The sequence below is a fragment of the Roseibium sp. R5 genome, from assembly GCF_055755305.1.
In genome coordinates this window covers 2439669-2461807 of sequence record NZ_CM146910.1, presented here as the reverse complement: position 1 = coordinate 2461807, position 22139 = coordinate 2439669, and the positions used below count along the sequence as shown (strand labels likewise).

Genomic DNA, 22139 nt, shown 5'->3' with positions numbered 1-22139 from the left:
GGCACTGCCGGAAGCCCTGCAACAAGAAACTCCGGGCGCACCACTGGTGCGCCCGTTGTTTTAGGCAAACGGCCTGCTTTTATTGCCGCACGCCAAGCACTATAAGGCTGCCAGAATGCGCATGAGAAAGGCAGCAGATGACGACAACTTCAAATCCGACCACAACTGTCCGGCCGTTCCGCCCAGGGGATTTGAGCCACTTGCTGCCCCTGAACAACGCTGCCGTACCGGCTGTGAACGAGTTGTCTGCAGAAGAACTTCTGGATCTGATCGGCCAATCGCTTGTTTGCCTGGTGGCGGCGATCGACGAGCAGCCCGTGGGTTTTCTATTGTCGATCAGCGACGGCGCGGATTATGGCAGCGCGAATTACCGCTGGCTGAGCGAAAACGTCTCTAACTTCTCCTATACGGATCGAATTTGTGTCGATGAATCTCGGCGCGGTTTGAAGATTGGCGAGAAACTCTACCACGCCCTGTTCGATCAGCTGAAAGACACTGGCCGCAGCTTCGTCTGCGAGGTGAACTCAAGGCCGCCAAACCCTGGTTCTTTACGGTTTCATCAGCGGCTCGGCTTTGAAGAAATAGGCACGGCAGACCATGGCGAAAAAGCCGTTGTTTTCTTACGTAAAGACCCACTGGGCGCTGCGGAATGAACTATCGCCACGCCTACCATGCCGGCAATATCGGTGACGTTCTGAAGCATGCCGTTTTGGCGCGTCTGATCACGTATTTCCAGCGCAAGGAAAAGGGTTTCCGGATCATCGACACCCATGCGGGCATCGGGCGCTATGATCTGATGTCGGAAGAAACCCAGAAGACGGGAGAGTGGCAACAGGGCATCGGTAAGGTGCTCGCCAGTGATATGCCGGAGCCTGTTTCGGAGCTTCTGGCTCCCTGGCTTGATGTTGTGCGCGGCGAAAATGGCGATGGCACCCTGAAAACATACCCCGGCTCTCCCCTGCTTGCCCGGCGCATGCTGCGAAAACAGGACAGGTTGACCCTCACAGAGCTTCATCCGGCGGATTTTGAAACCCTTTCAAATCTGTTCGCAGGCGATCATCAGGTGAAAACGATCCACCTGGACGGCTGGCTGGCGCTTGGCAGTTTCCTTCCGCCCAAGGAAAAACGCGGACTTGTGCTGATTGATCCGGCCTTTGAAAAAACAAGCGAATTCAGCGATATGACCACAGCGGTCATCAAAAGCTGGCGGAAATGGCAGACCGGCACCTTTGCTCTTTGGTATCCGATGAAAGATGTGCGGGCCATTTCGCGAATGCATAAGGACCTTGAGGAGGCTGGGCTGCGCGATATCCTGGCTCTGGAACTAAATGCGGGCAAAAGCGGCCCGGACACGAGGATGTTGGGCTCGGGCATGACTATGGTTAACCCGCCCTTTACCCTTTCAAGCGAAATGAATGTAGTGCTTCCGTGGCTTTGTGAAACGGTTCGGCAAGGGCCGGGAGCCGATTGGAATATTCATCAGATTGTCGGCGAATGACTTCATGAGCCGATTTTAACGATCCCTGCTTGACCTGCTCCCGGGTGTCCCCCATCGTCAGAGCCAAGCATTTTTCGGAGGTTCGGCTATGAGTTTGTTTCGTGTTGCCCGCTTTGCCCTTCCTGTGCTGGCCCTCTCGGGGATTATGACAGCCACCGCTGCAGCAGACGATCACCGGCTCTATTTCTCCAGTGAGCGATCAAATCAGTTGCCTGGCTGCGACGCGACCTCCGTTCAACGCGCTGTGCAGAATACCGTGAGCCGCGCTCCCAGCTACTTCAATGGGGTCCGCATCGTCCAGCTTGATAGAATCCGCGACACCACCTTCCGTGCCAACGTATCCAGCGCTGTGACCCGCCGCTATTGCAGTGGTACCGCGAGCCTGTCGGACGGCAGCAGGGTGTCGGTCAAATATCTGCTGGAAGCTCATGCGGGCGTGTTCGGGATCAGCTGGAATGTCGAAACCTGTCTGAACCAGCGCGATAAGTGGTATGTTTATGGCGGCTCATGCCGTACGCTGACTGCGCAATAACCAACACTTGGACGCATCACATCATGAAATTGGCGAGATTTCTGCAGCACCTTGCTGTGGCGGCCACCGTTGCCTTCGGATTTTCGCCAACTGCCCAAGCCGACACACCCGGTGACTTCGACTTTTATGTCCTGGCGCTCTCCTGGTCCCCCGCCTACTGCCGGGAAGTTGGACCGGATGCCAGTCCCCACCAATGTGATGTGCGGACACCGTTCCGCTTTGTTGTTCATGGTCTCTGGCCGCAATACGACCGCGGCTATCCGGAAAGCTGCGATACAAGCCAACGCCGGATTGATCGGCAGATTGCCTTTGATATGGACGACATCATGCCGAGCCACGGCCTGATTTTTCATCAGTGGCGCAAACACGGCACTTGCTCTGGCCTGACGCCTGAGGATTATTTTGATCTGACCCGGGACGCATTCGAGAAGGTCAAGATCCCCAAAGCATTCCGGACGATCAACAAACGCGGACAGGCTGCCCCATCCAAGATCGAAGCGGCATTCTCAAGCGTCAACCCGGGACTTTCCAAGGACGGCATCGCGATTGTTTGCGAACGCGGCGAACTTCAAGAAGTCCGTATTTGCATGTCGAAGGATCTGGAATTCCGCTCCTGTCCTTCTGTCGATCGAAACGGCTGCCGCTCCGGTTCGCTCACCGTCGTCCCGCCGCTTGCCCGATAGCATCGGACATTTTCGTCTTCATGTAAGGAGTTTCACCATGATGAAATTGCGCTCGTCCCCGCCGTCACCGTTTGGACGCAAAGTCAAACTGGCTATGGCAATCCTGGGTCTCAAGGACCGGATCGAGATTGTTGAAGCCAACACAGCAGATCCCTCAGATGATCTGCGCAGCCAAAATCCGCTCGGAAAGATCCCAGCGCTCGTATTGGAAAACGGCGACGTTATCTATGACAGTTCGGTGATCCTGGAGTATCTCGATTTCCTGGCGGGCGGCGGCAAGCTGTTTCCACAAGGCGAAGCACGATTCCCGGTCCTTCGGGATCAAGCCCTCGCCAACGGAATGATGGATGCGGCGATCCTGAGGGTCTATGAGAAGCGTTTCAAGGACCCCAAGTTCCGCGACCCGGCCTGGGACACCTATCAGGCTGCAAAGATGGACCGCGCCCTGGCACATTTCGAAGCCAATGCTCCAGCGGATCCAAAATCGGCTGACGATATTGATGCGGGTACGCTGACACTGGCGTGCGCTCTCGGATATCTGGACATCCGCTACAACGGCGACTGGCGATCTGATCATCCAAAACTGGTGGCCTGGCTGGACGCTTTTGAGACAGCCGTCCCTGCCTTTTCGGACACCAAGATGCCTGCAGCTCCGGTTCCGGACAACGATCCGGCGCCCCTGCGCTGACGCAAGAAGCCGGGCGCCCGCCCGGTTCCGACCGCTGATAAAGTTCAATCTCCCCTCCGGCGTCATGTTCGGACTTGTTCCGAACATCCATAACAGATTGAAAAATCTGGATCCTCGGCACAAGGCCGAGGATGACTGTTGAGAGGATTGCAGGCAGTCATCAAGCACAAAGCCGGGCGCCCGCCCGGCTTTTTTCTTTCAGTGTATTACTGGTCGCCGCGCTCCAATGCGTGGAACATACGGCCGCCTTCAGCAAACAAGATGCAGGCAATTGCGCTTAAGCCATAACAGGCAAATGCAAGCCCCAGCGGCATTGTCGACCCGTCAAAGAGCTGGCCCATCACATAACCTAAAATGGCGCCGCCCAGGGTGCTCACAAAACCGATCACTGACGATGCGGTGCCCGCGATATCGCCGAGCGGTTCCATCGCCATAGTGTTGAAGTTTGCACCCAAAAACCCAAACGTCGTCATGATCAGGGTTGTCAGGATGAGGAAGAGCCACAGGCTTTCAAATCCCAACGCAGCGACGGCCGCCAGAAGTGCCCCCAACCCTGTGAAGATCAGTGCAGCGGTGTGAGACAGGCGCCGCATACCGATGGCTTCCACCAGACGTGAGTTCATGAAGGAGGATATGGCCATCGCTATGGCAATCCCGGCAAAAACCACAGGGAAGTAAGCACCCAGCCCAAAGACATCGACAAAAATCTGCTGCGACATGGCGAGAAACGCGAAAAGGCCGCCGAAAATAAACGACAAACCGATCGTATAGCCGAGCGTCACACGGGTCGTGAGCGCCTTCCAGTAGGCCCCTGCGATGTTCGACATGACCATTGGCCGGCGGTGTTCCGGAGCCAGGGTTTCAGGCAAGCGCATCCAGGTCCAGACCAGCATCCCGACACCCGCTGCCAGCAACATGGTGAAGATCCAGTGCCAGCCGGCAACGAACAGGATCGCCTGCCCGACCGACGGCGCGATGATTGGCACCGCCATGAACACCATCATGACAAGAGACATAACCTTCGCCATGCGCCGCCCGGTGTAGCAATCCCGCACGATTGAAAGGGCCGTGACCCGCGCCGCAGCGCAGCCAATCCCCTGCAGCACACGGGCCGCCAGAAACTGCGTGAGGTCATTCGTGATAATTGCCGCAATGCTGGCAAGGCTGTAAAGCACCAAGCCGCCGATCAGCACCTTCCGTCGGCCGAGGGAATCGGCGATCGGGCCAAAGAACAACTGGCCTCCACCGAACCCAACCAGATAGAGCAGCAAGACGGTCTGCCGGTTGTTCTCTTCCTGAATATTGAGCGCCTCGCCAATTGCCGGGAGAGCAGGCAGCATGACGTCTATTGCAAGCGCATTCAGCGCCATAAGCAGAGCGATGATTGTTACAAACTCGGCAAAGGGAATGCCCGGGTCCCGAAGTATCTCGGGTTTTGCAGCCCGGGCTGAGGGTTGCGCTCTGCCGGCCGGAGAGCCGTAATCAGCGGACATGTTGTTTTCTTTCACAAGGTATTCCGATCAAACAGAAAGGGCTCTCCCGATCCATTGATCGGCAGAGCACAAAAATTTGGCGGGCCACCTCAGAGGTAGCGAACCGTTAGGATGCGATCCACCTCTCGGCATCCGCATCGTCGTCGGCTTTGGCCGCCACCCAAGTTTCAGCTTTCCCGGACACGAAGTGTTCTTTTTTCCAGAACGGTGCGCGGGTCTTTAGAAAATCCATCAAAAAGTCAGCCGCCTCAAAGGCGGCACGGCGGTGGGCAGACGCGGCAACGACCAGTACAATCTGTTCCCCCGGTCGTATCTTCCCATACCGATGCACGACTGTCAGGCCAGTCAGCGGCCACCGTTTCAGGGCGTCGCTGGCGATCCGTTCCAATTCGGCTTCGGCCATGCCAGGATAATGCTCGAGTTCCAGCGCCGCAAGCGTTCCGGCCTCATCGCGGCATAACCCTGTGAAGGAAACAAGGGCACCGACATCCTGGCGCCCAGCTGTCAGGGTGTCCATTTCGAATTGCGCACTGAAGTCCTCAGCCTGAACCCGGACCGTTGCCTCCACCACCACGGCTTAGCCTCCTGTCATCGGCGGAAAAAAGGCCGCTTCCTTGGCATCACCGAGCTCCGCATCAACTTCCACATGCATCTGATCCAGGGCGACGCGGATGGCTTCTTCGTCTTCAAATGCGAATGCGTGATTGTCATCAATGGTCTTGAGATGACCGATCAAGTCCGCCACGGTCACAACAGTTGACGGCAATTCAATCGCCTCTTCTTCAACCCCAACACGCTCGCGCACCCAAGCAAAATAACGAATGTTCATTGTTCCCTCGACCGTTGACCGGTTCATGCCATTATTCCGTGATGAGGTGCCCGATCCCTGCACGGAAGTAATCGTACCCCGTATATAGGGTCAAAGTGGCCGCCACCCAAAGCGCAGTCAAACCAAGCAACGACGTGTACGGGAAGATCAGGTCACCGGCCGGCCCTGCGAGAAGTAGGCCAATTGCAACCATCTGGACCGTGGTTTTCCATTTCGCCAGTTGGGTCACCGGCACACTGACCTGCAGCTCTGCGAGAAACTCGCGCAAACCGGACACCAGGATTTCGCGGCACAAGATGATGAGCGCTGCAATGATAGACCAGCCGCCGATCGTCCCATCCGCGGCAAGCATCAAAAGACATACAGAAACCAGTAACTTATCGGCAATCGGGTCAAGCATCCGGCCAAGAGCAGACTGCTGCTGCCAAGCACGCGCCAGATACCCATCAAAGAAATCGGTGATCGCTGCGAGAACAAACAGTCCAACCGCAATCCAGCGCGGCGTCGTTCCCTCGAAATAAAAACAAAACGCAACAGCCGGTACGGCCAGGATCCGGCCGTAGGTCAAGATATTCGGCAGACTGAAGGCGACGTTGTTTTTCATATTGGCTTTCTAAATCACCGTCTATTTCCGGCAGATGCGGCGCATGGCCCAGACCTCTGAACCTCTCAGACCCACGAGGATGTTGACCCAACGCTGGTCTACAAGGCCATATCTCGTCAAGCGGTCAAATGGAAGGATCAGCTGAAAATGCTGTCGCCCTGCTGGTCGATCATCATCTTGGCTTTCCGGATCATTTCATTCGCGGCTTCTGTTTCTCCCGGCAAGGTGTCCGCCCGGATGAACACATGGCTTTTCAGCTCTTCACCGTCCTGTTTTTCGATCCGTCCGCGGACCTGCCACTGACCCCCATTTTGCTGAGGCTCAGCGATGATTGTGTAGCTGTCATACTCGACCGACACGCTGTTGCCGGGCTTTTGCGGAGCATCTGACCCGCCGAACAATGACTTCAACACCTTGCCAAACATCTGGCCATCCTTCTCAAGAAGTAGATGCCGTTCTTTTAGGCCGGTCACGCGGGACCTTCAAGGTGTGGTTCGGTAGAGTCCGCTCAGGAGCATGAAACCTATTGATTGTTTCCAAGATCACGGCCCGACCAGTGACGGCGGCAAAGGGAGATGTATTTATCATTTCCGCCAATGACGACCTGATCTCCCTCCTCAACGATATTGCCGTCTCCGTCCAGCCGGGCAACCATTGTCGCCTTGCGGCCACACCAGCATATTGTCTTGATCTCCTTGAGATTGTCGGAGATAGCCAGCAAAGCAGCACTTCCCGGAAACAGTTTGCCCTGAAAATCAGTTCGCAAGCCGAAGCACATCACCGGTATGCGCAGGCCATCTGCAACGCGTGCCAGTTGCCAGACCTGCTCCTCGGTCAGGAATTGGGCTTCATCGACCAATACCGCGTGGATCTCGCGCTCTTTTTGAACAGCATCCACATGTGCGTAAACGTCATCGGCAGACGAAAAAATGTCCGCGTCGGCGGCCAGCCCGATCCTGGATGCGATCCGCCCCTTGCCTGCCCTGTCGTCCAAAGCCGCGATCAGCAACAACGTGTTCATGCCGCGTTCTTCATAGTTGTAAGCAGCTTGCAGCAAGGACGTTGATTTGCCCGCGTTCATGGACGAGTAGTTGAAATAGAGTTTGGCCATCGGGCTTTCTTCAGGAATCGGTCGAAAGGTTGCCGCAGTGTTTCCAATCCGATGCCTGAGCTCAATTGTTTTCTGGCTCGCCGCGCAGACTATCCCCGCCCTGTTGTGCGTAGATTAGTTTTTAGCCTGCTCAGGGAGTTGAAGCGTCACCAGAAGCGGCCGGTGATCCGACCCGATGTGCGGACCTAGAGACACATCGACGATGCCGATGTCTTTCGAGACAGCCACCTGATCGACCGGGGAGCCCAGGACCCAGCGCAGGCGATAGTCAAAGAAGTACCGCGTCACCTGCGGGATGCGGTCTGGATAGGCCGTGACAAGGTCATTGGCTTCCAGTGACCTTTGGAACCTCGCCGACCACGGAGCACTGTTCCAATCGCCAATGGCGATCAGCGGTGTGGCAGCACTTTCAAGCCGTTCGGCAATCACCGCGTCCATCTTATCAAAATAAGCGCGCTTGTTGTGCCAGCGCCGGGCTGTGCGGGGACTGTCCGAATGAACAGAAACCAGATCCACGGTCTGGCCATCAACGTTTATCGAGAATGACAGGATTTCGCGATCGGCATTGTAATGGACGCTTGCGCCTGGTGGCGTCACACCCGGAATGATCACCGAAGAAGTGTCTTCAATTGGAAAGCGGGAAAAGATCACCAGTTCGCCAAGGTCTCCAACCAGCAGATGCTCCGGATAGACACTTGTATCCGGTCCGCCGATCGGCAAACTACGCTGATGCCACCGCCACTTTTGCAGATTCCAGAGCGTTTCCTGAAACACGATGATGTCGGGGTCGACTTCCTTCAGATAACTGGTGAGCACCGGGTCTCCGAGAAACAAGGCCTCCAGGTTGATGGAGACAATCTTGATTTCCCTAGCATCTGTGGAAGAAGCGACCGGCGGCACCGTGTTCTCTATAGTCCGCAGACCTGTCAGCACAGCCAGCGCGGTCGTGGCTAGGGCTGCAATCACGACCAGCAACCGATAGGCCCCACGTGCACTCCGGACAAACCAAAAACCGGCAACCGCACAGAGCGTACCGCCTATCCCTCCATACAGAAACTGCCAGAGGAAAAAGCTCATGTTGTCGGACAACCAGTAGTCCGGTGCAATAAATGACGAAAGACCAAGAGACGCGGCGAACACCGCCCCCAGACCACAGCACCAAGCCGCCAGAACGAGGAGCGGGCGGCCGATTTTCACCACCCCCTCAAACATCAGTGATCGGGCTTTTTAAGCTGTGTTGGTTCTGCTGGACGCGCAATACGGTTATGCCTTCTCAAGAACGAAGCGTGCCTTTGCCATTTACAGACTTCACCGCCAAAGCACCAGCCAGTTCAACCGTTTTGCCGAACCACTGCACCGGGAGTTATATGCCATTTGGCGGTTAAATTACTCATGAAAGTGGTCGTAGACCAGACGGGCGATGGTTTCGGAGATCCCTGGCACAGCAGCAAGATCATCGACCCCGGCTTTGGAGACCGCTTTCGCGGTCCCGAAATGCGAGAGCAACGCCTTCTTTCGAGTGGGGCCAATACCCGCAATCTCGTCCAACGGGTTCTTGGCGATATCCTTTTTCCGGCGGGCCCTGTGAGAGCCGATCGCGAACCGGTGCGCTTCATCCCGGAGGCGCTGAACGAAATAAAGGACCGGATCCCGCTCTGGCAGCATGAATGAGGGTTTGCCGGAGATGAAGAACTTCTCCCGGCCTGCATCCCGGTCCGGCCCCTTTGCGATCCCGACCAGCGGCACATCGGTCAGGCCAAGCTCTTCCAGTGTCTCGCGCGCAGCCGTGAGCTGTCCCTGCCCGCCATCGATCAAAACCAGATCCGGCCAAGCTGGTACATCCGTGTCGACCGGGGCATCGGCTTCTTCCGCATCCGGAGTATCCTTAGGATTAGACGTTTCACCGCCCTCTGGCCGGGCATGCTCTTTCATGAGACGTGAGAAACGGCGCGTCAGGACTTCCCGCATCATGCCGTAGTCATCGCCGGGAACCAGATCATCTGACTTGATGTTGAACTTCCGGTAGTGCGCCTTTGCAAATCCTTCAGGGCCCGCGACGATCATGCCGCCAACAGCATTGGTGCCCATGATGTGCGAATTGTCGTACACTTCGATACGGCGCGGAGGGGTCGCCAGGTCGAAAGCTTCCGCCACGCCTTTAAGCAACCTTGCCTGACTTGAAGTTTCCGCAAGACGCCGCCCCAATGCTTCGCGCGCATTCGTCATGGCGTGCAGGACAAGTTCTTTTTTCTCGCCGCGCTTGGGAACCGTCACCTCGACCTTGCGGCTCATCCGTTCGCTCAAGGCTTCTCCCAAAAGCTCTTGCTCACCGAGCGGATGGGACAACAGGATCTGTTTGGGCGCTGGCTTGTCGTCGTAAAACTGGGCGAGGAAGCTTTCCAGAATGTCAGCCTCGTCCCAGGACTTGTCAGCCTTCGGGAAGTAGGCGCGGTTGCCCCAGTTTTGTCCCGTTCGGAAAAAGAATACCTGGACACAGGATTGCCCGCCCTCTTGGTGGATGGCGAAGACATCTGCTTCATCCACCGTCTGAGGGTTAATGCCCTGATGCGCCTGAACGTGAGACAGCGCTGCCAAACGATCCCGATAGATCGCCGCCCGCTCGAATTCCAGGTCCGCAGAAGCGGTTTCCATCTGGGCAGCCAACTGTTCTTTGATCAGTTGGCTGCGTCCAGACAAAAACGCCTTCGCTTCTGAGACGAGGCCCGCATAGTCCTCCGGCGCGATTTCCCCGGTACACGGTCCGGCGCACCGCTTGATCTGATATTGAAGACAGGGCCGTGTTCGGTTTTCGTAATAGCTGTCCGAACAGGTCCGGATCAAAAAAGCCTTTTGCAGGGCATTGATCGTCCGGTCGACGGCCCCGGCCGAGGCGAATGGGCCAAAATAATCGCCCTTACGCTTGCGAGCCCCCCGGTGTTTGACGATGGCTGCAGATTCATGATCACCGGTGACCAGAATGTAGGGGAATGACTTATCGTCCCGCAAAAGAACGTTGAAGCGCGGTCTGAAACGCTTGATCAGGTTGGCTTCAAGCAGCAGGGCTTCCGGTTCGGTGTTGGTGACGACAAATTCCATCGCAGCCGTCGCAAGGATCATGCGCATGATCCGGTTCGATTGCCCCTGCAGGCGGGTGTAGCTGGTCACCCGTTTCTTCAGGCTTCGCGCCTTGCCGACGTAGAGAACCTCTCCGTTCTCATCGAGCATGCGGTAAACACCTGGCCCGTTGGGCAGGCGCTTGACCTCGCGGGCGATGACTTCAACACCCTTCAGAACCGGCGGATCCTCAGAGCCTTTCGTATCTTCTGTTGAAGTATCGGTTTCGGACACGTCGCCCATGCTGGTCCTTTAGTGAGGATCGTGGAATATTGGTCTGAAGTCGTCTGAAAGGCGTGGTTCGCCTCACTCAGCCGGCATAGCCCAGCATGTAAACGCTGGCGATGTAAAGGCCGTATGCGGCTGTCATGACAAACCCTGAAATCCGGCCAAGACAGACTTTGAACCCGGCGAGCGCGGTCAGCAACACCGCACAGGCGAGCATCACCCAGATGTCGAGCTTCAGCACCTCTTGCGGGACATCGATGGGAACAACGACAGCCGTGATGCCGATTATTGCAAGAAGATTGAAGATATTCGATCCGATGACGTTGCCGATCGCCACGGCGCCATGCTGCCGGATTGCGGCCATAACAGTTGTTGCCAGTTCCGGAAGGGAGGTTCCAAGCGCGATCACCGTCAAACCAATCACTGCATCGCTCACACCCCAGGCCGTTGCGATGGTCGTTGCACCACTGATGGTGAAATGCGCACCAAGCGGCAGACCGACGAGACCAAGGCCGATGTAGATGAGCGCGACCCAAATGGAATCAGGAACGTCATCGACGTCTTCCAGTTCATCATCGTTATCCATGGCCTCCGCGGTGACATCAGCACCAGCTGCAGCGGCTTTTAGGTCCTTCCGATGGCGCCGCGCGGCAATTGTAGAACCACCAAGAAACACGGCCAGCAACGCCAAAAGAAGAACGCCGTCCCACAATCCGATCGGAGTAAAAAAACAAAGCGCAATGAAAACAAGGGTAACGCCAACCATGAAGAGCGCGGTCCGGGTAGCACCCTGTTCGCCGCAAGGTGTCGCAGCGATCAACGCGGGCATACCGAGCACGAGCAGCACATTCGCAATGTTGGACCCGACCACATTGCCGATTGCAATCCCGCTGGCATTATCCAGCGCTGCCTTTAACGAGATAACAAGCTCTGGCGCTGATGTGCCGAACGCAACGATCGTCAAACCGATGACGAGGTTCGGAATGCCAAGCCTCTGAGCGACCCCGACAGAGCCTCTGACCAAGACATCGCCGGCAATGATGAGTGCAACCAATCCACCTGCCAGGCTTAAATAGTCAAACAGCATTCTGAGTTCCGGTTCGGGTCTGAGGGTTGAAATACGGCAGATTTGGGATCGCCGTTCTTTCGACTGGGCGCGTTATACGCAATAGATTGGTGCGGGGAAAGCGGGGAACAAGGATCTTTCTTGTCCAGTCACTGCAAATCGCAACGGTCGTAATCTCTGGTTCACACTGACAGAAATTTGCCGCCATTAGTCATCAAAACTCCATAATCTCTGACCCGATCCGCCACAAACGATCTCCATATCTTCAAACCGGGGGAAGGTGTGGACGCGACTTCGAGCGCGTCTTGAATTGAATGAGTTAGTGTGGATCTGGAGTATTTTCAATGAACCGTCTTGCACTTGCAGGTTTTGCCCTCACTGCCAGCGCCGCAGGAGCGCTCGCTGCCGACCTGCCGCAGTCACCTGCACCGGCGCCAGCATATGACGCTGTCCCGGCAGGACAGCAAAGCATCGACTGGACCGGCTTTTACATCGGGACACAGCTTGGCTGGGCCTTTGGCAACTTCGACAACAGCACCGGTGGCGCAAGCCGTGGTTTCAACGACAACGGTGTCGCTGGCGGGGCTTATGCCGGATACAATTTCCAGGTCACTCCGAACGTTGTCGTCGGTCTGGAATCCGATTTCAGCCTGACTGATCTGGAAAAGAGCGGGACCGTCAACGGTCTCTCCCTCAAGTCCAGCTCTGACTGGAACGCAAACTTCCGCGGCCGTCTCGGCTACGCGTTTGACCGCTACATGATCTATGGTGCGGGTGGTTTGGCTATCGCCGACCTGGAAGCAACAGCCAATGGTGTTTCCGACAGCAAAACTGCTCTCGGCTGGACATTGGGCGCTGGTGCTGAAGCCGCGATTACGTCCAATATTGTCGCCCGCTTCGACTACAGCTACCAGGATTTCGGCGATCAGGACTTTAACCTCGGTGGAACCGGTGTCAGCACCGAGTTCAATGACCACCAGGTACGGGCCGGTATTGCCTACAAGTTCTAAACTTGGAATTCAGGCAAACCTAAAAGAAAACCCGGCGCAGGTGTGCCGGGTTTTCTTTGTTGTAGGTTCAGCGATCGAACCTGCCGAACCTTGTCTCTTTGCAAGCGATTAGCCGGTCGCCGCAGTTTTCATCTCGCCAACTTGCGGGCGGACGGCCGCGTCATAGTCTTCCATCAACGTCTTGATGATGTCACCAACGACATAGCTGTTTCCGGCGATTTCAGACACCGGCGTCACTTCGGCAGCTGTCCCGGTAACGAAACACTGCTCGAAGCTTGAGAGCTCTTCCGGCATGATGACCCGTTCAACAACCTCAATGCCACGGTCCTTGGCAAGACCGATCACAGTCTGCCGGGTAATCCCGTTCAGGAAGCAGTCGGGCGTCGGTGTGTGGATCTTGCTGTCTTTAACGAAAAACACGTTCGCACCGGTGGCCTCGGCAACCTGGCCGCGCCAATCGAGCATCAGAGCATCAGTGTAGCCCTTTGCCTCGGCGGCATGTTTGGAGATCGTGCAGATCATGTACAGACCGGCAGCCTTGGCCTTGAACGGAGCCGTTCTCGGATCCGGACGGCGATAGTCCGCCATATCAAGCCGAATACCCTTCAAACGCTCTTCCGGCGCAAAGTAGCTCGGCCATTCCCATGCGGCGATCGCAAGGTGAATGGTGTTCTTCTGGGCGGAAATGCCCATCATCTCACTGCCGCGCCAAGCGACCGGGCGAATATAGGCGTCCGTCAAGTTCATGCGTGCAAGAGTTTCTTCCTTGGCAGCATTGATCTGCTCCGCCGTCCAGGGAATTTCAAACCCGAGCTCGCGGGCAGATGCCAGCAGACGCTCGGTATGCTCTTCGGACTTGAAGATACGTCCGCCATAGGCGCGTTCACCTTCAAACACGCTGCTTCCGTAATGCAACCCGTGGCTCAACACATGCAGCTTGGCATCGGACCAGGGCACAAAAGTCCCGTCATACCAGATATCACCCGTCAGCTGATCAAAGGGCTGTGCAGCCATGTCTTAAACTCCCGCCCGCTCTCCTGAGCGTGTTTTCATTTTTCAGTCGCGTTTTCAATCGGCTCAGGCGTACAACGGCCCATTGAATGGCTGTATCTTTTGCACAGCACGCCAACTATCGGTATCTTGAGAAGCGCGCCGTTCCTGATTGGATTCGTTTGTCGTTAAATGCTGAAAAAAGCAACAAAACGACCAATCATTTCGCACACCGTGGTCAACAAGTAACAATCGGTCCTAAATAAGTCAATATGACTGACATAAATTTCAAAGCGTCCCTGCCCGCCGAATCCAAGCCTGTAAGCCAGTCCGAACCGGCAGGAGACAATGACGGAGCCGCAAACGCAGTTCCCTACGATCTGATCGAACTTTTGTTTTTTGCCTATCGCGATTTTACCGGCGATCCAGATGATGTTCTGGCGGAATATGATTTCGGCCGTGCCCATCACCGCGTTCTACATTTTGTGGAACGCAATCCCGGGATCATGGTGACTGACCTGCTTGGCATTTTGAGGATCACCAAACAAAGCCTCGGCCGGGTGCTGAAACAGTTGGTCGACGCGGATATCATCGAGCAGCGTGAAGGCCCGCATGACCGCCGCCAGCGCCTCTTGTATACGACTGAGCGTGGCCAGGTGCTTGCGGATGATCTTGCCCGCCTGCAGCAAAAGCGCCTTGAACGCGCCCTAATTGGACTGCCAGATGGCGCCGACGTGATTGTCCGGCAATTCTTGTTGCAAGTCATTGATCCTGAAGCCAGGAACGACATTGTCGGGCTGATCCGCAGTTCATACGAATTGAAAGACTGATCTGGCGTCCGCCGGGTTCATCGTTGGGAAGGACAAAAGCGCCGATGACTGTGACGGCTCCTGATGACAATGCGCCTCATCTCCTACTGGTCGATGACGACAGCCGGATCCGGGATCTGCTTGGACGGCTTTTGAAAGACAACGGATATCGCGTGTCTGCCGCGGCCAATGCGGCCGAAGCACGGGTTTGCCTGTCCGGGCTGGAGTTTGATCTGATCATTCTCGACGTGATGATGCCGGGAGAGACAGGGACGGAACTTGCGACGTCGCTCCGGGAAACGTCACAGGTTCCAATCCTGATGCTGACAGCACGGACTGATGCCCCCGACAGGATCGCCGGCCTGGAGGCGGGTGTCGACGATTACCTCGGCAAGCCGTTTGAACCGAAAGAACTGTTGCTGCGCATTGGTGCCATTCTTCGCCGAGGCCAATACCAACCGCCAACGACGGTGACGGAAATCCGGTTCGGACCGTTTTGCTACAACACATCGCGGGGTGAACTCAAAAACGGCGACAGCTCGATCCGCCTCACCGACCGCGAGAAACAGATCCTGTCGATTTTCGCAGAACAACCCGGCGCCACCGTTCCACGGCACAAGATTGTCGGCGATGACAGCGGCCTCGGTGAACGCACAGTCGACGTCCAGATCAACAGGTTACGCCGGAAAATCGAAGACGATCCGGGCAACCCCGTCTACCTGCAAACCGTTCGGGGCATCGGCTACCGGCTTGCGTGTGACTAGGGCCTGTTGAATGGCGAGTATTGAAAGCTTTCTTCAGCGGTATGCAGCTTTTCTTCCCGTCAAGGCTGCTCATCGCGGCTATCGCCGCGTCTCCCGGTTTCTCTATCGGGTCATGCCGAAAGGCCTTTACACCCGAACCTTTCTGATCATCGTGATCCCGGTTGTCATACTGCAATCGGTGATCGCCTTCGTCTTCATGGAGCGACACTATCAACTTGTATCGCGGCGCATGTCTGAAGCCGTGGTTCGTGAGATTGCAGCTGTTGTCTATGTTCTTGAGAACTACCCGCAAGATCCGGAGCATGCAAAGATCGAAGAACTGGGCGCGCGGGCGCTCGGCATGTCCATGTCGATCCTGCCGCTGGAGCCGTTGCCTCCCCCCGCTCCAAAGCCGTTTTTCGATGTCATTGATCAGGAGCTCAGCAAGGCGATCAGCCAACGGATCGGCCGGCCATTTTGGATCGACACCGTCGGCCGGTCGCGGTTTGTCGAAATTCGAATTCAGCTGCAAAACGAGGTTCTTCGTGTCTTTACACGCCGGAGCCAGACCTTTGCCTCAAACTCACACATTTTCCTTGTGTGGATGTTTTCGACGGCCCTTGTTCTGATCATCATCGCGCTCTTGTTTTTGCGCAATCAGATGCGCCCGATCATCCGTCTTGCAAACGCGGCCGAGGCATTCGGCAAGGGCCGCCCGGTCGGCGATTACAAGGCAAGCGGAGCTCTGGAAGTCCGGCGTGCCGGGGTCGCCTTTGCCGACATGCGCCGGCGGATCGAACGGCAGATCGACCAGCGGACCACAATGCTGGCCGGTGTCAGCCACGATCTTCGTACTATCCTTACACGTATGCGGCTGCAGCTTGCATTTCTCGGTGACACTCCGGAAAGCGAGGCCATGCGCAAAGACGTCGATGAAATGAGCAACATGCTGGAGGATTATCTGGCGTTTGCCAAAGGCGATGGCGATGAAGAGCCGCAAGAAACCGATGTGGCGCTTTTGTTCGAAGAGCTTGAGGAAGAGAGCGAGATTTCCGGCAACAACGTCAAAGCCGATTTTGACGGCCCCTCGGAAGTTCTGCTTCGCCGGAACTCGATGAAACGGTGCCTCTCAAACCTGGTGACCAACGGCTGCAAATACGGACAGCGCGTCGAGCTCAATGGAACGATTGAGAATGACTGGTTGATCATCACCGTCGATGATGACGGCCCGGGCATTCCCGAGGATCAGCGCGACATGGCGTTTCGTGCTTTTCACCGCCTTGATTTGGCGCGCAATCAGGACGAGACCGGAAGCGGCCTCGGCCTTGCAATTGCCCGCGATATCACGCGGTCTCATGGCGGCGATCTCTACCTGGAAGACAGCCCGCTCGGTGGGTTGCGGGCCCGCCTCAGGATCCCGGCTTAAGTGACAATGGGATAGTTGGAACCAGAAGACCTAATAGAGCCGCCCGCCGATCGGCACGTCCTTGTCGGGGGTCATCAGGACAACCTCCCCGTCGGCGTCTGGGACACCGAGTGTGAGGACCTCAGACCTGACAGGTCCGATCTGGCGCGGTGGGAAGTTGACCACCGCCATGACCAAGCGGCCAACAAGCGTTTCGGGCGTGTAGTGTTTCGTGATCTGGGCAGAGGTTTTCTTGATCCCGATCTCGGGTCCGAAATCGATCCGGAGTTTATAGGCAGGTTTCCGCGCTTCGGGAAACTCCTCGGCCTCAACAACGCGGCCCACCCGGACGTCAACTTTCAAAAAATCATCAAAACTGATTTGGTCGCTCACGGTTCACTCCATTTTTTTGAGCGACCATGATCGCTAAACCAGCAGGAGTAAACCCCGGAAATTACGCGCCTTGCTCGGACGGCATCGGCGTCTCAGCGTCGGCTGCAAAATCATCGCCATCCCGAGCTCTGCTGCGGCTCCGGCCGCGCCTGGACGCGGACTTGATGAATTTGCGCAAACCCTTTGCCATTCCTTCCAACCGGTTCAGACGCTTCATGAAAGACACACCGTTGTCGAGTTCCTTGTCGAGGCGGGCCATGGTGCGCGGCATGCCTTCATCCGGTTCGTCCAACCAGGTATCGACGACCTTTGCAAACGCCATTACGAGCCCCTGGGCGACCACTGTGCCCTTCGCTCCGGCCAGATCGATCCCCGCGGCGACAAGCATCCATTTCTGCGAGCGTATGGCGATGCGATTGAATTCAAGTGCCAGGCCCGGGTCTTCATCGGCTGCGGTTTTGAGGGCCCGGACGGCCTCCTTATGCACCGCCAGAGCATCTATGCGTGTCATCAGGATATCGAAAAGACGGTCACGTGCCGGCTGATCATCCATACCCTCGTCGCGCTCGTCCAAAACCGCAGCGTCAATGCTCTCCGCAAATGCTTCGACCAGAGCAAGTTTGGACGGGTACGCGCGCCGCAGATCGGACAATTTGACTTTGGCGGTCTCGGCAATCAGCTGAAGCGAGACATCCTCGTAGGGATGCTTTTCAAGCAACTCCAGAAAAACGCTGAGGATCTTCTGCTTTGTCTTGGCGGTTGCCATGCTCTGGTCTCCTGTTTCCTATCCGGAAGATAGGAAACCAGCGATGCGGCGAAAAGGGGTATCTCGCCGCACCCGTTGCGGTTCTAGCCCGCCAGTTGTTTTGCCCTTTTTACAGCCGCAGCGACCGCCTCGGTCATGATGGGCTGGATTCCCCTGTCAGACATCAGAACATCCAAAGCGGCCGCAGTCGTCCCGTTCGGGCTGGTGACGTTCTGACGTAAAATCGCCGGGTCTTCTCCGGACTGGTGCATCAATTCACCAGCTCCGCAAACTGTGGCTATGGCCAATTGCTCCGCAAGCTCTTCCGGCAAGCCCGCAGCTTTGCCGGCTTCTTTCAACGTTTCGGTCATGTAAAAAACATAGGCGGGTCCCGAACCACTGACTCCGGTTACGAGGTCAATCTGGTCCTCGCTGTCCAGCCAAACGACCTTGCCGACGGCGGAAAGCAGCTGGGAGATCGTGTTCTTTTGCGCGTCCGTCACCTTTTCGGTCGGGTAAACTGCGGTAATGCCGCGTTTCACCATGGCCGGAGTGTTCGGCATGCACCGTGCTGTCGGGATGTCTCCGAAAAACTCCTGAAACTTGCGTACCGGCGTTCCGGCGGCAACCGAAAGGACTAGCGTGCTGTCGTCGCCGGCGGGCACCAAACCAGGCAGCACATCATCCATCATCTGCGGCTTAACGGCCACGAGTATGATACCCGCAGTCATATCATCCGGCATCTGCGCAGCATGACCAATGCCATGTTTTTTCAAAAGCGCACCGATTTCCGGCGATAAAAAGGGATCAACAACAAGAATGGATGCCGGATCAATTCCCTCCGCCATCCATCCAGACAACATCGCCCCACCCATCTTGCCAGCACCGACAAGAACAAAGGGTCGCTCTTTAGAAAACGTCATGCTTCTCCTGCAGTTTCAAAAAGGGCTGTACTCAGGGCCTCCGACGCGGAGTGGCCAGCCCAGACCACAAACTGGAATGCTTGATAGAACCGCTCGCAGTTATCAAGCGCATTGGCCAGCATGGCCTCGATTTGTGCCGAAGTCGGCTCCGCCCCGCCGGCAAGCAGCAGGGATTGGCGGAACATGACCACGCCTTCCTTGCTCCAGAGATCGAAGTGGCCGGCCCATAACTGTTCGTTGACCAGTGCCAAGAGCCGGACAACCTCGGTCTTTCTGATCTCCGTCACCTTCAAGTCGAAGGCACACGCCAAGTGAAGCGCCTCAACATCTTCCATCCAGGAAAAGGAGACGTGGTAATCGCACCAATTTCCGGCAATGGAAATCGTGATCTCATCATCATCTGAGCGCTCGAACGTCCAGTCGTTCAAGGCCGCAACAGTTTCGATGGTATCCACGGGATTCTCAGGTCGCTCGAAGTCGATCTCGATGAGGCTCATATGCCTTCTCCCCTTCCAGCCGGGGCCGAATACCCGATCAGGATAACCGGGTGGGCCGCCGGGGTAAGTCCCAAGCCGAGGAGCAACGCGCGTCCTTGTCTGGCCCAATCGTTAGACCGGTTCCGCCTTGCTCCGACGAATCCCTGTTATCTTTGAGTATAGGTGCAGGAAGGACTTGAGGCCTACCTACCAATTTCGAGCAGAAAGCCGAAACTTGTGGACGACTGAGCAGAAAGTTTAGCCTTCCTGCCCAAAAACACTGCAATTCCGCCGAGTTTGACTGTTACATCACTGACATCATTGATTAACAGAAATCGGCCGATAACGCTGATAAAGCGACCGCTTAGCTCTTTCCGGAGGCCTTTTCACCGGCTCCTTCGAGTACAGCGAGTCTCTCTTCCAGTTCATCAAGACGATCAAGAGCGCGGACGGCCATCTCTTTCACCGCTTCATGCTCTTCACGCGACACCAGATCCATGTCGGAAAGAAAGCGTTCCGCCTGGGCGCGAAATGCAGTCTCGACCTCGCGGCGCGCGCCTTGGGCAACACCGGCAGCATCGGTCATCAGCTTTGCGAAATCATCCAGCAGGCGATTTGGGCCTTGGGTCATGCCCTGCTCCTTTCAAGCATTAAATGTCTACCCGACAGGTATGAGGGTTTAAGGTGAACTTCAAGCGCTTAGATCAGTGAACATCTGCCAATACGAACGATATATCAGTTCGCACCTCAAAGACGTGATGCGCGGTGGCTTGACGCCTGATGCCAGATCGCGCATGCGTTGCCCACATCGGCATTTACTCCGAAACCGAGGGTCCCAGCTTGCCACCGCTTCTCGCCATTCCGTTTCCAGCGATTGATCCCGTTATCGTCGAAATAGGTCCGTTTGCCCTGCGCTGGTACGCGTTGGCCTACATCGTCGGCATTGTTTTGGCGTGGCGGTACATGAGAGCCCTTGTGCTCAACGATACCCTCTGGGGACCACGGAACCGTCCAACCCCGGTCGATCTGGATGACTTCGTACTCTGGGGAACCCTGGGCATTATCCTGGGCGGACGTCTTGGATATGTCCTGTTCTACAATCCCGCCTATTATCTCGCGAACCCGGGGGAAATTCTGGCGATCTGGTCAGGTGGCATGTCGTTTCATGGCGGCTTTGCCGGAACGGTTGTTGCCATGATGCTGTTTGCCTGGAAACGCGGGCTCTCATTGTGGACCCTATTTGACCTTGCCGGCTGCGCGGCGCCCATCGGCATATTCTTCGGCCGGATGGCGAATTTCATCAACAGTGAGCTTTGGGGACGTCCGACAGATGTCCCATGGGCTGTTGTCTTTCCAAACGCCGGACCTGAACCGCGCCACCCGAGCCAGCTTTACGAAGCCGCCCTGGAAGGCGTGATCCTGTTTCTGGTGCTCCGCCTTTTGAGCCATCACTTCAAATTGCTGCAGCGGCCAGGCTTCCTGGCCGGCGCTTTCGCCTGCGGCTACGGCGTGGGACGATCCATCGTCGAGCTCTATCGGGTCCCCGATGCCCACATCGGATATTTAAGCGGGTTCCTGACGATGGGAATGCTCTTGTCACTCCCGATGATCCTTGCGGGGATCGCGTTAATGGTCTGGTCCGCCAAACGAACTCCGCAGGCAGCTAATCAGTGACCGCACTCAAAGAGAAGCTTCGCCAACAGATCGCAGCAGAAGGTCCTATTTCTGTTGCAACCTACATGGCGCGCTGCCTCGGTGATCCGGAGCATGGGTATTATACCACCCGGGAGCCGTTTGGACGAACAGGCGACTTCATAACGGCTCCGGAAGTTAGCCAGATGTTTGGCGAACTCATCGGTGCAGTCTGCCTGAAAGCTTATGAAACGCTGGGCGCTCCGGGCGACTTCCAGCTGGTGGAGCTTGGCCCGGGCCGCGGCACGCTCATGGCCGACTTTCTCCGTGTGGCATCTCATCGGCCAGAGTTCCTGGAGGCAGCCACACTCAATCTCGTTGAGATGAGTCCGAGGTTGCGGCAGGTTCAATTGCAGACACTTCGGAACACACAGCTTCAGCCCAATTTCCGGAACACATTTCAGGATGTACCGGACGGCCCCGTAATCGTGATTGCAAACGAGTTTTTTGATGCGCTCCCGATACACCAGTTCGTCAAGACACCGAATGGTTGGAACGAACGCATGGTCGGGCTTGATGCGTCTGGGAAACTGGAGTTTGGCGTGGGCCCTGCACAGCTGCCAGCTGACGCTATTCCCCCTGCCGCAATGAAAGCTCCGGAGGGGAGCATTTTGGAGACGCAGCCTGCGGCCAATGCAGTCGCCGAGGAAATTGCGACGCGTATTGCGGAACATGGCGGCTTTGCGCTGTTCATTGACTACGGTTACGCCCAAACGGCACCAGGCGATACGCTGCAAGCCCTTTACCGGCATGCTTATGATGATGTTCTGGCCCACCCTGGCGAGGCAGATATCACCGCACATGTAAATTTCGAGGCACTTGCAACTGCGGCAAGGAGAGCAGGTGCGGTACCGCTCCCCCTCCTCACTCAAGGCACATTTTTGCTCCAGTCAGGGCTTTTGGAACGCGCCGGTGCTCTTGGTGCCGGAAAAACACCAGCGGACCAGGATGCGATCCGGGATGAAGTCGAACGGCTTGCCGCTCCGGACCAGATGGGCGACCTTTTTAAGGCTCTCGCGATTGCGCCTGAGGGACAAGTCTTTGCCCCATTCGAGCCGACTAGTTAGAAGCGCCTGCAAGTTTTTGCGGTGATACACCATGGAGACC

The 22139-nt window shown here is 56.4% G+C and carries 26 protein-coding genes; 11 read left to right on the top strand and 15 right to left on the bottom strand.

Annotated elements, in window-relative coordinates; genetic code table 11:
- The first annotated feature begins 137 nt into the window (after positions 1-137).
- From AC0J4F_RS11510 to AC0J4F_RS11490, 5 genes are all read left to right on the top strand, one after another.
- Positions 138-653, top strand: a complete 516-nt coding sequence (locus tag AC0J4F_RS11510; protein ID WP_473026317.1) for a GNAT family N-acetyltransferase — start codon at positions 138-140, stop codon at positions 651-653.
- Positions 650-1498: a 23S rRNA (adenine(2030)-N(6))-methyltransferase RlmJ gene (locus AC0J4F_RS11505; protein WP_473026316.1), complete on the top strand. Its 849-nt coding sequence runs from the start codon at positions 650-652 to the stop codon at positions 1496-1498. The genes AC0J4F_RS11510 and AC0J4F_RS11505 overlap by 4 nt, the downstream gene beginning before the upstream one ends.
- Positions 1499-1586: 88 nt before the next feature.
- Positions 1587-2030 (top strand): cytoplasmic protein, encoded by a 444-nt coding sequence (locus AC0J4F_RS11500; protein WP_473026315.1) that lies wholly within the window; start codon positions 1587-1589, stop codon positions 2028-2030.
- 23 nt (positions 2031-2053) lie between these two features.
- Complete coding sequence (locus AC0J4F_RS11495) at positions 2054-2713, top strand: ribonuclease T2 family protein (protein WP_473026314.1); 660 nt, start codon at positions 2054-2056, stop codon at positions 2711-2713.
- 37 nt (positions 2714-2750) lie between these two features.
- Entirely contained in the window at positions 2751-3401 is a 651-nt protein-coding gene (locus AC0J4F_RS11490; RefSeq protein ID WP_473026313.1) for a glutathione S-transferase family protein, read from the top strand.
- 206 nt (positions 3402-3607) lie between these two features.
- Here AC0J4F_RS11490 and AC0J4F_RS11485 read toward each other — a convergent pair whose 3' ends face one another.
- The 9 genes from AC0J4F_RS11485 to AC0J4F_RS11445 all read right to left on the bottom strand — a co-directional run bounded on the left by AC0J4F_RS11485 (position 3608) and on the right by AC0J4F_RS11445 (position 11867).
- A complete protein-coding gene (locus AC0J4F_RS11485; RefSeq protein WP_473026312.1) occupies positions 3608-4894 on the bottom strand; it encodes a multidrug effflux MFS transporter in 1287 nt (428 codons plus the stop codon).
- A 106-nt stretch (positions 4895-5000) separates the two neighbouring features.
- Positions 5001-5411: a molybdopterin synthase catalytic subunit gene (locus AC0J4F_RS11480; RefSeq protein WP_209002223.1), complete on the bottom strand. Its 411-nt coding sequence runs from the start codon at positions 5409-5411 to the stop codon at positions 5001-5003.
- A gap of 60 nt (positions 5412-5471) precedes the next feature.
- The gene (gene moaD / locus AC0J4F_RS11475; RefSeq protein WP_133947544.1) at positions 5472-5723 is read right to left on the bottom strand and encodes a molybdopterin converting factor subunit 1; all 252 of its coding nucleotides are present in this window, start codon (positions 5721-5723) and stop codon (positions 5472-5474) included.
- Positions 5724-5754: 31 nt separating this feature from the next.
- The gene (pgsA, locus tag AC0J4F_RS11470; RefSeq protein ID WP_133946040.1) at positions 5755-6327 is read right to left on the bottom strand and encodes a CDP-diacylglycerol--glycerol-3-phosphate 3-phosphatidyltransferase; all 573 of its coding nucleotides are present in this window, start codon (positions 6325-6327) and stop codon (positions 5755-5757) included.
- Positions 6328-6464: 137 nt separating this feature from the next.
- On the bottom strand, positions 6465-6800 hold the full coding sequence (locus tag AC0J4F_RS11465; RefSeq protein ID WP_008191612.1) for an HlyU family transcriptional regulator: 336 nt from the start codon (positions 6798-6800) through the stop codon (positions 6465-6467).
- A gap of 50 nt (positions 6801-6850) precedes the next feature.
- Entirely contained in the window at positions 6851-7438 is a 588-nt protein-coding gene (locus AC0J4F_RS11460) for a thymidine kinase (protein ID WP_133946038.1), read from the bottom strand.
- Between the two features lie 114 nt (positions 7439-7552).
- Entirely contained in the window at positions 7553-8635 is a 1083-nt protein-coding gene (locus tag AC0J4F_RS11455) for an endonuclease/exonuclease/phosphatase family protein (protein WP_209002085.1), read from the bottom strand.
- A 189-nt stretch (positions 8636-8824) separates the two neighbouring features.
- The gene (gene uvrC, locus AC0J4F_RS11450) at positions 8825-10795 is read right to left on the bottom strand and encodes an excinuclease ABC subunit UvrC (protein ID WP_473026311.1); all 1971 of its coding nucleotides are present in this window, start codon (positions 10793-10795) and stop codon (positions 8825-8827) included.
- 67 nt (positions 10796-10862) lie between these two features.
- Positions 10863-11867 carry a calcium/sodium antiporter gene (locus AC0J4F_RS11445; protein WP_133946034.1) on the bottom strand — a complete coding sequence of 335 codons (1005 nt, stop codon included), beginning with the start codon at positions 11865-11867 and terminating at the stop codon, positions 10863-10865.
- A gap of 323 nt (positions 11868-12190) precedes the next feature.
- Between AC0J4F_RS11445 and AC0J4F_RS11440 the strand changes: the two genes are divergently transcribed.
- Entirely contained in the window at positions 12191-12856 is a 666-nt protein-coding gene (locus AC0J4F_RS11440; RefSeq protein WP_133946032.1) for an outer membrane protein, read from the top strand.
- 108 nt (positions 12857-12964) lie between these two features.
- Here the strand turns inward: AC0J4F_RS11440 and AC0J4F_RS11435 are convergent, their stop codons facing one another.
- Positions 12965-13870 carry a branched-chain amino acid aminotransferase gene (locus tag AC0J4F_RS11435; protein WP_133946029.1) on the bottom strand — a complete coding sequence of 302 codons (906 nt, stop codon included), beginning with the start codon at positions 13868-13870 and terminating at the stop codon, positions 12965-12967.
- Between the two features lie 248 nt (positions 13871-14118).
- On the opposite strand from AC0J4F_RS11435, the gene AC0J4F_RS11430 reads away from it, so the two are divergent.
- The 3 genes from AC0J4F_RS11430 to AC0J4F_RS11420 are packed head-to-tail and all read left to right on the top strand — an operon-like array spanning position 14119 to position 16824.
- Positions 14119-14676 carry a MarR family winged helix-turn-helix transcriptional regulator gene (locus tag AC0J4F_RS11430; protein WP_208326649.1) on the top strand — a complete coding sequence of 186 codons (558 nt, stop codon included), beginning with the start codon at positions 14119-14121 and terminating at the stop codon, positions 14674-14676.
- Between the two features lie 44 nt (positions 14677-14720).
- Positions 14721-15419, top strand: coding sequence for a response regulator (locus AC0J4F_RS11425; RefSeq protein WP_133946027.1), 699 nt, complete (start codon positions 14721-14723; stop codon positions 15417-15419).
- A 10-nt stretch (positions 15420-15429) separates the two neighbouring features.
- Positions 15430-16824, top strand: coding sequence for an ATP-binding protein (locus AC0J4F_RS11420; RefSeq protein WP_133946025.1), 1395 nt, complete (start codon positions 15430-15432; stop codon positions 16822-16824).
- Positions 16825-16854: 30 nt separating this feature from the next.
- On the opposite strand, the gene AC0J4F_RS11415 is transcribed toward AC0J4F_RS11420, so the two are convergent.
- From AC0J4F_RS11415 to AC0J4F_RS11395, 5 genes are all read right to left on the bottom strand, one after another.
- Positions 16855-17196: a tRNA-binding protein gene (locus tag AC0J4F_RS11415; RefSeq protein ID WP_133946022.1), complete on the bottom strand. Its 342-nt coding sequence runs from the start codon at positions 17194-17196 to the stop codon at positions 16855-16857.
- A gap of 61 nt (positions 17197-17257) precedes the next feature.
- Positions 17258-17962, bottom strand: coding sequence for a TetR/AcrR family transcriptional regulator (locus AC0J4F_RS11410; protein ID WP_473026310.1), 705 nt, complete (start codon positions 17960-17962; stop codon positions 17258-17260).
- An 83-nt stretch (positions 17963-18045) separates the two neighbouring features.
- On the bottom strand, positions 18046-18864 hold the full coding sequence (gene proC, locus AC0J4F_RS11405; RefSeq protein ID WP_473026309.1) for a pyrroline-5-carboxylate reductase: 819 nt from the start codon (positions 18862-18864) through the stop codon (positions 18046-18048).
- The gene (locus tag AC0J4F_RS11400; protein ID WP_209174376.1) at positions 18861-19361 is read right to left on the bottom strand and encodes a type III secretion system chaperone family protein; all 501 of its coding nucleotides are present in this window, start codon (positions 19359-19361) and stop codon (positions 18861-18863) included. Before AC0J4F_RS11400 ends, proC begins: the two co-directional genes overlap by 4 nt.
- Positions 19362-19704: 343 nt before the next feature.
- Positions 19705-19971 (bottom strand): accessory factor UbiK family protein, encoded by a 267-nt coding sequence (locus AC0J4F_RS11395; RefSeq protein WP_133946014.1) that lies wholly within the window; start codon positions 19969-19971, stop codon positions 19705-19707.
- Between the two features lie 149 nt (positions 19972-20120).
- Between AC0J4F_RS11395 and lgt the strand changes: the two genes are divergently transcribed.
- A complete protein-coding gene (lgt, locus tag AC0J4F_RS11390; RefSeq protein WP_473026308.1) occupies positions 20121-21014 on the top strand; it encodes a prolipoprotein diacylglyceryl transferase in 894 nt (297 codons plus the stop codon).
- Positions 21011-22099: a class I SAM-dependent methyltransferase gene (locus tag AC0J4F_RS11385; protein WP_473026307.1), complete on the top strand. Its 1089-nt coding sequence runs from the start codon at positions 21011-21013 to the stop codon at positions 22097-22099. Before lgt ends, AC0J4F_RS11385 begins: the two co-directional genes overlap by 4 nt.
- Positions 22100-22139 lie beyond the last annotated feature (40 nt).

Coding starts and splice junctions, on each gene's coding strand:
- AC0J4F_RS11510 (WP_473026317.1), top strand. CDS start 138: ATGACGACAACTTCAAATCCGACCACAACTGTCCGGCCGTTCCGCCCA.
- AC0J4F_RS11505 (WP_473026316.1), top strand. CDS start 650: ATGAACTATCGCCACGCCTACCATGCCGGCAATATCGGTGACGTTCTG.
- AC0J4F_RS11500 (WP_473026315.1), top strand. CDS start 1,587: ATGAGTTTGTTTCGTGTTGCCCGCTTTGCCCTTCCTGTGCTGGCCCTC.
- AC0J4F_RS11495 (WP_473026314.1), top strand. CDS start 2,054: ATGAAATTGGCGAGATTTCTGCAGCACCTTGCTGTGGCGGCCACCGTT.
- AC0J4F_RS11490 (WP_473026313.1), top strand. CDS start 2,751: ATGATGAAATTGCGCTCGTCCCCGCCGTCACCGTTTGGACGCAAAGTC.
- AC0J4F_RS11485 (WP_473026312.1), bottom strand. CDS start 4,894: ATGTCCGCTGATTACGGCTCTCCGGCCGGCAGAGCGCAACCCTCAGCC.
- AC0J4F_RS11480 (WP_209002223.1), bottom strand. CDS start 5,411: ATGGACACCCTGACAGCTGGGCGCCAGGATGTCGGTGCCCTTGTTTCC.
- moaD (WP_133947544.1), bottom strand. CDS start 5,723: ATGAACATTCGTTATTTTGCTTGGGTGCGCGAGCGTGTTGGGGTTGAA.
- pgsA (WP_133946040.1), bottom strand. CDS start 6,327: ATGAAAAACAACGTCGCCTTCAGTCTGCCGAATATCTTGACCTACGGC.
- AC0J4F_RS11460 (WP_133946038.1), bottom strand. CDS start 7,438: ATGGCCAAACTCTATTTCAACTACTCGTCCATGAACGCGGGCAAATCA.
- uvrC (WP_473026311.1), bottom strand. CDS start 10,795: ATGGGCGACGTGTCCGAAACCGATACTTCAACAGAAGATACGAAAGGC.
- AC0J4F_RS11445 (WP_133946034.1), bottom strand. CDS start 11,867: ATGCTGTTTGACTATTTAAGCCTGGCAGGTGGATTGGTTGCACTCATC.
- AC0J4F_RS11440 (WP_133946032.1), top strand. CDS start 12,191: ATGAACCGTCTTGCACTTGCAGGTTTTGCCCTCACTGCCAGCGCCGCA.
- AC0J4F_RS11435 (WP_133946029.1), bottom strand. CDS start 13,870: ATGGCTGCACAGCCCTTTGATCAGCTGACGGGTGATATCTGGTATGAC.
- AC0J4F_RS11430 (WP_208326649.1), top strand. CDS start 14,119: ATGACTGACATAAATTTCAAAGCGTCCCTGCCCGCCGAATCCAAGCCT.
- AC0J4F_RS11425 (WP_133946027.1), top strand. CDS start 14,721: ATGACTGTGACGGCTCCTGATGACAATGCGCCTCATCTCCTACTGGTC.
- AC0J4F_RS11420 (WP_133946025.1), top strand. CDS start 15,430: ATGGCGAGTATTGAAAGCTTTCTTCAGCGGTATGCAGCTTTTCTTCCC.
- AC0J4F_RS11410 (WP_473026310.1), bottom strand. CDS start 17,962: ATGGCAACCGCCAAGACAAAGCAGAAGATCCTCAGCGTTTTTCTGGAG.
- proC (WP_473026309.1), bottom strand. CDS start 18,864: ATGACGTTTTCTAAAGAGCGACCCTTTGTTCTTGTCGGTGCTGGCAAG.
- AC0J4F_RS11400 (WP_209174376.1), bottom strand. CDS start 19,361: ATGAGCCTCATCGAGATCGACTTCGAGCGACCTGAGAATCCCGTGGAT.
- AC0J4F_RS11395 (WP_133946014.1), bottom strand. CDS start 19,971: ATGACCCAAGGCCCAAATCGCCTGCTGGATGATTTCGCAAAGCTGATG.
- lgt (WP_473026308.1), top strand. CDS start 20,121: ATGCCAGATCGCGCATGCGTTGCCCACATCGGCATTTACTCCGAAACC.